Origin of the sequence: uncultured Abyssibacter sp. (assembly GCF_964000955.1) — a bacterium.
Lineage (GTDB): Bacteria > Pseudomonadota > Gammaproteobacteria > Nevskiales > OUC007 > Abyssibacter.
This window is the reverse complement of the sequence record NZ_CAXFCL010000279.1, coordinates 1-9648: the sequence shown is the minus strand read 5'-3', so window position 1 is coordinate 9648 and position 9648 is coordinate 1. Positions and strand designations below refer to the sequence as shown.

The window sequence follows — 9648 nt, the reverse complement described above, 5'->3', positions numbered from 1 at the left end:
GCGGGCCACGCTGCTCTCTGCTCGCTTCGCGCTCTTGGGTGGAAACTGATCTCTTTGCAGCTCGCCTCTTAGCAAGAGTGCGACGCTCACGCTTCAGATGAAGATACGAATCTGACTTTGAGTGTTTCCGCACGTTCTACTCGCGCAGAGTCGGAACCCGAGTATGCATCAAGCCATTCCTCTGCTCGCAGCCAACGGGAAGTCATTTGATGCGCGCTGTAGCGCCAGCGTAGAACCCTACGTGCTCGGCACTCAAAGTCAATCTTGGACGCAGTGTACGCCCTTGAATTCAAACTAAAATTGGCTCCCCCGGACGGGCTCGAACCGCCGACCTAGTGATTAACAGTCACCCGCTCTACCAACTGAGCTACAGGGGAACATCGCATTCGCGAGGGCGCGGATTGTACTGATGCCGCCCATCGGTGGCAACGCCTTCACGTCCGGCCGCCGCGTTATCGCGGTGAACTTTCTGTCAAGGAACGAATTCGGTATGCTCGCGCGCTTGGCACGGCTTGTGGTTGCAAGCTGCCGTCACGTCCGTCTCTAGGGGAACTAACGACATGAAAAGCATCAAGGCGCTGTTGGCGCTGGCCGTACTCGGCGCCGCATCGACAGCGGTCGCGCAGAATTCTGATGGTCGATCGTACATCTACTCGGGGGGAATTCTGGTGCTGCCGGATGACCGGCAGGAAAACAGCGACGAAAGCTTCGGCGCGATGTTCGGTTACGGCATTCCGCTGGTCGACATGGATCTCCCGTTCGTGGGGAACAACATCGACCTGGAGTTCACCGGTTACTACAACTCCCTGAAGAACGAGACCGCCGATGACCGCGACTACCAGAAAGGTCTGATGGTCGATGCCATCTACCGCTTCAGCCGCGAGAACATGATCGATCTGCTCGGCTTCACGCCTTACGTGCTGGTCGGGATCGGCGGCGTGCAGGAAGACATCGCCGATGACAGCGAAGTGTTCTTTGCCGCGCAGCTGGGCGCCGGTGTGCGTCACTTCCTGAACGATCACGGAACCGCGGTGCGTGGCGACGTGCGCCTGATGGAAGTGTTCGACGACAGCTACCTGGATGTGCGCTTCAACCTGGGCCTGGAAGTGCCGCTGACCTCCAAGGGTGCCGGCGACGCCGACCGTGATGGCGTGGTCGACACGCTGGATCGTTGCCCGAACACACCGGCTGGCGTCGCGGTGACGCTGGAAGGCTGCGAGGCCGACGATGATTTCGATGGCGTGGTCAACTCCATCGACCAGTGCCCGCGCACCCCCAACGGTGTCCCCGTGGACGCGACGGGCTGCAGCGCGGACTCCGACCTCGATGGCGTACTCGACGCCTATGACGAGTGCCCGGACAGCGCCGAAGGTGCGCAGGTCAATGCCCGCGGTTGCGAGGTTGGCGGTGATGCCGACGAAGATGGCGTTGGGGATTCGATCGACCGCTGCCCCGGCACCGGTGAAGGCATCGTCGTGGACGCGGAAGGCTGCGCGATCAAGCAGACGTTCTCCCTGGAGGGCGTTAAGTTCGAGTTCGCCTCCGCCAACCTGACGCCGAACGCCAAGGTCGTGCTGCAGGACGTGGTCGATACGCTCGCGGGCCAGCCCTCCATGGAAGTCCAGATCGCCGGCCACACCGACAGCAAGGGTCTGGCCGCCTACAACGTGCGCCTCTCCGAGGAACGCGCGATGTCGGTCAAGGACTTCATGATCGAGAACGGGATCGATGACGATCGCCTGACGGCCATTGGTTTCGGCGAGTCCCAGCCGATCGCCGACAACGAGACCGAGGAAGGCCGCGAACTGAACCGTCGCGTGGAATTCAGCGTGATCTCCGAGTAACGCAACGCGGTGACGAAAAGCCCGGCCTCGTGCCGGGCTTTTTTGTGCCCGGCGCCGTCCGGTCGCCGGCTCGCTGCGGCAATTCCCGATAAACTGCCCGGCATGAATTCCGTTCGAAACGATCACCAGCGAGCGCTGGATTCCCTGACCGGCAAGACCGCCGACATGCAGGCGCTGACCACCCGGCTGGCGACCATCAACAGCGGCAGTTTCAATGCCGATGGTGTCGGCCGCGTCGCCGACGCCCTCGCCGACGCCTTCCGTCCCCTGGCGGATTCGGTGGACATGCTGGAGACGCCACCGTTACGCCAGCTTGCCGACGACGGCAGCTTCGTTGAACGCCCGATGGGACCGACACTGATCATCCGCAAACGCCCCCACGCGGCCCGACGGGTGTTGCTTGGCGGTCATCTGGATACCGTGTTTCCCGAGCAATCGGATTTCCAGACCGTTGAGCAGCAGGACGACCGACTGCATGGCCCCGGCGTCGCCGATCTCAAGGGCGGCCTGGTGGTGATGCAGCATGCGCTGATGACGCTGGAACAATCGGCGGATGCCGAATCGCTGGGCTGGACGGTGGTGCTGAATCCCGACGAGGAAATCGGCTCCATGGGCTCGGCCCCGGTACTGGAGCGCGAGGCCCGCCAGCACGACCTCGGCATGATCTACGAGCCATCCCTGCCCAACGGCAGCCTGGTCGCCGCGCGCAAGGGCAGCGGCAATTTCCAGGTGCTGGTGCGCGGCCGCGCCGCGCATGCCGGTCGCGAGCATCATCTGGGCCGCAACGCGATCCGCGCGCTGGCCGATGCCACGGTCGCCATCGATTCGCTGAACGGACAGCGTCAGGGCGTGACGGTGAACGTCGGGCAGGTCACCGGCGGCGGCCCGGTCAACATCGTGCCGGACCTGGCAATCCTGCGGCTGAACGTGCGCCTGCAACTGCCGGATGACCAGGACTGGGTGAGCACGGAGCTCAACCGGATCATCCGCGAGATCGACGGCCGCGACGGAATCGAGGCCAGCCTGCACGGCGGATTCACCCGCCCACCCAAGCTACGGACAGCGGCGCTGGAGTCGCTGATCGGCAGCATCAGCGAGTGCCGCGACCTGCTGGGCATGGACTTCGCATGGGAGGACACCGGCGGCTGTTGCGACGGCAACAACCTCGCGGCGGCCGGTCTGCCCAACGTCGACAACCTGGGTGTCGTCGGCTCCCATATCCACAGCCACCGTGAATTCATGCAGATTTCGAGTTTCGTGCCGCGGGCGCAGCTCTCCGCGCTGTTGCTGATGCGTCTGGCCAGCGGCGATACGCCCTGGCCCATCAAGGACACTCGCCCATGATGGTCCTGCGCGCGATGCGCAGCGACGAGCATGACTTCGATGCCCTGTGCCGGATCGCGGAGCTGTCGGGCCCAGGATTCACCTCGCTGACGACGGATCGGGATCTGCTGCACAACAAGATCAACCGCTCCGAAGAAGCGTTCACGCAGGCGCTGGATGCGCCGCTGGACGAGCTGTATCTGTTCTCACTGGAAGACACGGCAACCAATGCGGTCGGTGGATGCTGCGGCCTAGAGTCGGCGGTGGGCATGCGCGAGCCGTTCTACAATTACCGCGTGGGCACGGTCGTGCATGCCTCGCGGGAACTGGGCGTCTACCGAAAAACGCCGACGTTGTATCTGTCCAACGACTACACCGGCTGCAGCGAGCTTTGCACGCTGTTCCTGAATCCGGATTTTCGTGGCGGCGGCAACGGCACGCTGCTGTCCAAGGCACGGTTCCTGTTCATGGCCGAACATCCGCATCGCTTCAACGAGCGCGTGCTCGCCGAAATGCGCGGCTGGTCCGATGAACAGGGCGAATCCCCGTTCTGGGACGCGCTGGGCCGCAAGTTCTTCGACATGGACTACGCCCGCGCGGACCATCTGACCGCGGTTAGCACCAAGGCCTTCATCGCCGAGCTGATGCCGCGCTATCCGGTGTACACCACCCTACTGCCCGAGGCGGCGCAACGGGTCATCGGCCGGGTCCATCCCAACACCGAACCCGCGCTGCGCATGCTCAAGGCGGAAGGCTTTCGCTACCAGGGTTACGTCGACATCTTCGACGGCGGCGCCGCAGTGGACGTACTGTTCGAGGACATCAAGGCAATCAAGCGCAGCCGTCTGGCGGAATTGAAGGTCGGCGCACCCGCCGGCGACACCCGGGTACTCGTCAGCAACCGCAAACTGGCAGAATTCCGCTGCACCCTCACCACCGTCGAACTGCACGACTCCGGAGAACGGTTGACGGCGACGGCCGAGGTGGCGGACGCGCTGCGACTGTCCGACGGCGACAGCCTGCGCTACCTGCCGCTGGCCTGAGCCAGATCCAGTCGAACAGCACGCGGAAGACACAACCATGAACAACGACCACACTGGCCTGTGGATCAACAATCGCTGGCAGGCCGCCAGCGGCAAGCCGATCACCGTCACCAGCCCGGCCACCGGCGAACCACTGTGGCAAGGCGCCGGCGCCGGCCCGGATGACGTGGGCGCCGCCGTTCAGGCCGCCCGCGACGCAAGCACCATCTGGCAGCGCACAGCGTTGCCTGAACGCATCGCCATCTGCGAACGTTTCGCCGAACTGCTCCGCGCGGGCACGGACGGCCTGGCCCGCATCATCGCCGATGAAACCGGCAAACCGCTCTGGGAGACCCGGACCGAAATCGCTGCGATGGCGGGCAAGATCGCGATCTCGGTTCGAGCCCAGGCGGAGCGCGCCGGCGAGCGCAGCGAAGCCATCGCGGGGGGTGCGGCCGTGCTGCGGCACCGTCCCCATGGCGTCGCCGCCGTCTTCGGTCCCTACAACTTCCCGGGACATCTGCCCAACGGACACATCGTGCCCGCCCTGCTCGCCGGCAACACGGTGGTGTTCAAGCCCAGCGACCTGACGCCGCTGATCGCGATGCAGGTGGTCGAGCTGTGGGCGCAGGCCGGCCTGCCGGCCGGGGTGCTCAATCTCGTCTGCGGCGCGGTGGAAACCGGCGCGGCGCTGGCGGGCCATCCCGGCATCGATGCGCTGTTCTTCACCGGCAGCGAACGCACCGGCAAGCTGCTGCACCGCCAGTTCGCCGACCAGCCCGGCAAGATGCTGGCGCTGGAGATGGGCGGCAACAATGCGCTGGTGATCGAGGAGGTGGACCAGCTCGACGCCGCAGTGTTCGAGACCGTGCAGTCCGCGTTCATTACTACCGGACAGCGCTGCACCTGCGCGCGCCGGCTGATGGTCCCCGAGGGCGACTGGGGCGAACGTTTTCTGGAACGCCTGATCAGCGTCACGGCCGGCCTGAAGATCGGCCCGCCCGATGAGGAGCCGGCGCCGTTTATGGGGCCGCTGATCTCCGCAACGGCTGCCCAGCACGTGCTCGACGCTCAGGATCGTCTGGAGTCGCTGGGCGGCGTCGTGCTCAAGCGTTGCGAGCGCATTCCCGGCCTGACCGAGGCTTTCCTGACGCCGGGCATCATCGATCTCACGCACGCGGCCAACGTGCCTGACGACGAGGTCTTCGGCCCCCTGCTCTCGGTTTACCGCTACACCGAGTTCGCTGATGCGCTAAGCCTCGCGAACAACACGCGGTTCGGCCTCTCCGCGGGCCTGATCTCGGATTCCGACGAGCGCTGGGCGGAGTTCCTCGACACGATCCGGGCCGGCATCGTCAACCGCAACCGGTCAATCACCGGCGCCAGCAGCAGTGCACCGTTCGGCGGCCCTGGCGACAGCGGCAACCTGCGCCCCAGCGCCTACTACGCGGCCGACTACTGCGCCTACCCGGTCGCCAGCATGGAACGCGACAGCGTGGCGCTACCGGACACGCTGCCCGCGGGCATGAGTCTTTAACGGTGCTGCTTGAAGCCAACTTCGACGGCCTCGTCGGGCCGTCCCATCATTTCGGCGGCCTCGGTATCGGCAATCTCGCCTCGCAGGCGAACAAGGCGCGGGTCTCCAATCCGCTAGAGGCGGCTTTGCAGGGGCTGGAGAAGATGGCCGGTCTCGCCGCGCTGGGCCTGCATCAGGGCGTTCTGCCCCCGCAGGCCCGACCGGACGTGGATTTTCTGCGCCGCGTTGGCTTCGTCGGAACCGACACCAAGGTGCTCGCCCAGGCCCTGAGCGATGCGCCCGGCCTGCTGTCCGCGGCCGGTTCCGCCGCCGCGATGTGGGCGGCCAATGCGGCGACGGTCTCCGCGTCTGCCGACACCTGGGACAGCCGTGTGCATTTCACGCCCGCGAACCTCGTGTCGCAAACACACCGCGCGCTGGAAACCCCAACCACGGCCGCCGCGCTGAAGGCGACCTTCCCCAGCGATCGCTACTTCGCCCACCACCCTGCACTGCCGGCCTGCACGCAGCTCGCCGACGAGGGCGCGGCCAACCACACGCGATTCGCGCTGGACGATCACACCTGCGGTGTCAGCCTGTTCGTGTACGGCACGGATCTGGAATCGCCGGCGACCGGCCGCTTCCCGGCCCGACAGACGCGGCTGGCCAGTGAAGCGGTCGCGCGGCAGCACCGGCTGCGCACCGACCGGACCCTGTTCGCCGCGCAGCATCCGGAGGCGATCAACGCGGGCGTGTTCCACAACGACGTGATCGCCGTGGGTCATCGCGACATCCTGCTGTATCACGAGATGGCCTTCGCCAATGAAGCGGGCGTCGTTGGCTCGCTCTCCCGCATGATGGGCGAGCCGCTACGGACCATCCGAATCAACCAGTCGCAGGTGGATCTGTCCGCGGCCATCACCAGTTACCTGTTCAACAGCCAGATCGTCACGCTGCCGGACGGCACGGTGCGGCTGATCGTCGCCAAGGATTGCGAGGAGCATCCCGCGGTCTGGGCCGCGATCACCGAGATGGTCGAATCCGACGGTCCCATCGACGGCGTTCAGGTGTTCGATGTCCGCCAGAGCATGCGCAACGGCGGCGGACCGGCCTGCCTGCGGCTGCGCGTGCCGCTGAACGACGATGAACGCGGCGCGGTGAATCCGGATAGCTGGTTCACCCCGGACCTGCACAAGACGCTCAAGGCCTGGGTGGAAAAACACTACCGGGACCGGTTGGCGATCGCTGACCTGGCCGACCCGGCATTCCTCAACGAAGTCCGCGAAACACTGGACCGGCTGACCGTCATCCTCGGGCTCGGTTCGATCTACCCGTTCCAGCAGACCGCGTGAGCGACTACGACTGGAGCTGGCGGGACTTCTCCGAACTCTCCGGGCCCGAGGTTTACGCGGTGCTGGCGCTGCGCGCGTCGATCTTCGTGGTGGAGCAGCACTGCCCCTACCCGGATGCCGACGGTCTGGATCTGGATGCGCGGCATTTGCTTGTGACGGATGCGCGACAGCACCTTTGCGCCTACCTGCGGCTGCTGGCTCCGGACGTGCGATTCCCCACACCGAGCATCGGCCGGGTGGTCGTCGCCGCCGAGCATCGTGGCCAGGCACTCGGGCGGCGACTCATGGAAGCCGGCATGGCGGAATGCCGCCGCCTGTGGCCCGGAGCCGGCATGAGCGTCGGCGCCCAGGCGCACCTGGAGCGCTTTTACCAATCACTAGGCTTCAGAACGCTGGGCCCGCCCTATGACGAGGACGGCATCCCGCACATCGACATGCGCTGCGAGGCCTGACGACTCCGCTTACGCGGCGGCGGATGCCTGCGCGACGACCTTTCTGACGCCTTCCGCGAAGCGCTGGAGACCCAGGTCGAGATCCGCTTCGGGGATATTCAGTGCCGGCGCGAAACGCACGACGTTGAGCCCCGCGACCAGCACCATCACACCGGCGTCCAGCGCGGCATTCAGGAACGCACGCGCCTGACCCGCGAACGGCTCGGCAACCTCGGCGCCCATCAGCAGCCCCATGCCCCGCACCTCACGGAACGCGCCCGTTTCGGCGGCGATGGCTTCCAGACCCGCACGAAGCTGTTTGTTGCGGGCCTGCACACCGCTGAGCAGCGTCGGCGTGTTCACCTGCTCCAGCACCGCCTCGGCGACGGCGCAGGCCAGCGGGTTGCCGCCATAAGTGCTGCCATGAGTCCCGACGACGAAGCTCGCGGCCACCTTCTCCGTGGTCAGCATGGCGCCCACCGGAAAACCGCCGCCCAGCCCCTTGGCGGAACTGAGGATGTCGGGCTTCACGCCGTAGGCCTCGTAGGCATACAGGTGGCCGGTGCGGCCCATGCCCGTCTGCACTTCGTCGAAGATCAGCAGCGCGTTGTGCTGGTCGCACAGTTCGCGCACGCCACGGATGAACTCGGGCGTCGCGGGCACGATGCCGCCCTCGCCCTGCATGGGCTCCATGACGACGGCGCAGGTCCGATCGCTGATCACCTCACGCAGGGAGTCGAGGTCGTTGTACAGGGCATGATGCAGCCCACCGGGCACCGGGCCGAAGCCCTCGGTGTACTTGGGCTGACCACCGACGGACACCGTGAAAAGCGTGCGGCCGTGGAAGGCCTGCTGGAACGAGATGATCTCGTGCTTCTCGGGGCCGAAGTGGTCCGACGCGTAGCGACGCGCCAGCTTGAAGGCCGCTTCGTTGGCCTCGGCGCCGGAGTTGCAGAAGTACACGCGGTCCGCGAACGTCGCCGCGACCAGCTTCTGCGCCAGGCGGATCGCCGGTTCGTTGGTCATCACGTTGGACAGATGCCACAGCCGCTCGCTCTGCGCCTGCAATGCCTGCACCATCGCCGGATGACAATGCCCCAGCGCGCTGACGGCGATACCGCCAGCCAGATCGATGTACTCGCGGTTGTCCTGATCCCAGACGCGCGAACCCTGACCTCGGACCGGAATCACGGCGGCCGGATTGTAGTTCGGCACCATGACGGCATCGAAGTCCTGGCGAGTCACGGTCTGCATCTGGGTCATGTGAGCACCATCGGGGAGGAAAAATGGTGCCGGCAGAGGGATTTGAACCCCCGACCTACGCATTACGAATGCGCCGCTCTACCAACTGAGCTATGCCGGCCTGTCGATGCTCTCGGGTCCGCCTCTGGAAACACCCTGGGAGCGCTGGCGCGTCCCGACGCGTTCGATCGAGGGGTCTCGAAAAGCGGCGGCGAAGTATAGCAACGTTCGGACACGCGACGGAACCTTCAAATCAACCCTTTTCGCCCATGGCCCGTCCGCTCATCCGTCCCGGATAGGCGCTTGCCGCCCAACCATGAATCACGACCCGTTCCATCGTAAGCTAGGCGTCATGGAGAGGACGCGGGGGTTTACGCTGATCGAGTTGCTGGTGGCGGTTGCGGTCGCCAGCATCCTGCTGGCCGTGGCACTGCCATCGTTCCAGAGCCTGATTGCGAGCAATCGCAGCGCGAGTGACGCGAACGCATTGCTGTCGATACTGATGCTCACTCGCAGCGAGGCCATCAAGCGCAACACCACGGTGGTCGCCTGCAAGTCGACGGATGGTGAAAGTTGCAGTACCGATTCCAGCGTAGGTTGGGATGCCGGGGTTGTGGTCTTCGTCGACAACGTGGCAACCAACAACAAGATTGATTCTGGCGAGACGATTGTGCAGGTCCGTGTACCTCTGGCTCGGGTCAGCGAGATGACAGGCAATGCGCAAGTGGAAAACTCGATGAGCTATCTTCCGACGGGGCGAGGCACCAAGAACGGAACGATAACGATCGACCCGAATGATTCGGCCCACGCCCGTAGGCTTGTCATCTCGCCGGCTGGCCGCCCTTACATCACGAAGTCCTGAGTCACTCGATGCCAAGGGGTCGTTTCCAGTCCGGAGTCAGCCTGATCGAGGTGCTC

The 9648-nt window shown here is 65.2% G+C and carries 8 protein-coding genes and 2 tRNA genes; 7 read left to right on the top strand and 3 right to left on the bottom strand.

The window, feature by feature from the left end; genetic code table 11:
* Positions 1–301: 301 nt before the first annotated feature.
* A tRNA-Asn gene (locus ABNS06_RS13505) sits at positions 302–377 on the bottom strand.
* Positions 378–560: 183 nt separating this feature from the next.
* Here ABNS06_RS13505 and ABNS06_RS13500 point away from each other — a divergent pair.
* The 6 genes from ABNS06_RS13500 (at position 561) to ABNS06_RS13475 (ending at position 7509) form a co-directional block, all read left to right on the top strand.
* Positions 561–1844, top strand: coding sequence for an OmpA family protein (locus ABNS06_RS13500; protein WP_348675117.1), 1284 nt, complete (start codon positions 561–563; stop codon positions 1842–1844).
* 102 nt (positions 1845–1946) lie between these two features.
* The gene (locus ABNS06_RS13495) at positions 1947–3188 is read left to right on the top strand and encodes a hydrolase (RefSeq protein ID WP_348675116.1); all 1242 of its coding nucleotides are present in this window, start codon (positions 1947–1949) and stop codon (positions 3186–3188) included.
* A complete protein-coding gene (gene astA / locus ABNS06_RS13490; RefSeq protein ID WP_348675115.1) occupies positions 3185–4210 on the top strand; it encodes an arginine N-succinyltransferase in 1026 nt (341 codons plus the stop codon). Before ABNS06_RS13495 ends, astA begins: the two co-directional genes overlap by 4 nt.
* Before the next feature lie 37 nt (positions 4211–4247).
* A complete protein-coding gene (gene astD, locus ABNS06_RS13485) occupies positions 4248–5726 on the top strand; it encodes a succinylglutamate-semialdehyde dehydrogenase (RefSeq protein WP_348675114.1) in 1479 nt (492 codons plus the stop codon).
* A 2-nt stretch (positions 5727–5728) separates the two neighbouring features.
* Complete coding sequence (astB, locus tag ABNS06_RS13480; protein ID WP_348675113.1) at positions 5729–7057, top strand: N-succinylarginine dihydrolase; 1329 nt, start codon at positions 5729–5731, stop codon at positions 7055–7057.
* A complete protein-coding gene (locus ABNS06_RS13475) occupies positions 7054–7509 on the top strand; it encodes a GNAT family N-acetyltransferase (protein ID WP_348675112.1) in 456 nt (151 codons plus the stop codon). Before astB ends, ABNS06_RS13475 begins: the two co-directional genes overlap by 4 nt.
* A 9-nt stretch (positions 7510–7518) precedes the next feature.
* On the opposite strand, the gene ABNS06_RS13470 is transcribed toward ABNS06_RS13475, so the two are convergent.
* Positions 7519–8751 carry an aspartate aminotransferase family protein gene (locus tag ABNS06_RS13470; RefSeq protein WP_348675111.1) on the bottom strand — a complete coding sequence of 411 codons (1233 nt, stop codon included), beginning with the start codon at positions 8749–8751 and terminating at the stop codon, positions 7519–7521.
* A 24-nt stretch (positions 8752–8775) separates the two neighbouring features.
* Positions 8776–8851: transfer RNA gene (locus tag ABNS06_RS13465), tRNA-Thr, on the bottom strand.
* Positions 8852–9046: 195 nt separating this feature from the next.
* Between ABNS06_RS13465 and ABNS06_RS13460 the strand changes: the two genes are divergently transcribed.
* Entirely contained in the window at positions 9047–9592 is a 546-nt protein-coding gene (locus ABNS06_RS13460) for a GspH/FimT family pseudopilin (protein WP_348675110.1), read from the top strand.
* Positions 9593–9648 lie beyond the last annotated feature (56 nt).

Coding starts and splice junctions, on each gene's coding strand:
- astA (WP_348675115.1), top strand. CDS start 3,185: ATGATGGTCCTGCGCGCGATGCGCAGCGACGAGCATGACTTCGATGCC.
- ABNS06_RS13470 (WP_348675111.1), bottom strand. CDS start 8,751: ATGACCCAGATGCAGACCGTGACTCGCCAGGACTTCGATGCCGTCATG.
- ABNS06_RS13460 (WP_348675110.1), top strand. CDS start 9,047: ATGAATCACGACCCGTTCCATCGTAAGCTAGGCGTCATGGAGAGGACG.
- ABNS06_RS13495 (WP_348675116.1), top strand. CDS start 1,947: ATGAATTCCGTTCGAAACGATCACCAGCGAGCGCTGGATTCCCTGACC.
- ABNS06_RS13500 (WP_348675117.1), top strand. CDS start 561: ATGAAAAGCATCAAGGCGCTGTTGGCGCTGGCCGTACTCGGCGCCGCA.
- astD (WP_348675114.1), top strand. CDS start 4,248: ATGAACAACGACCACACTGGCCTGTGGATCAACAATCGCTGGCAGGCC.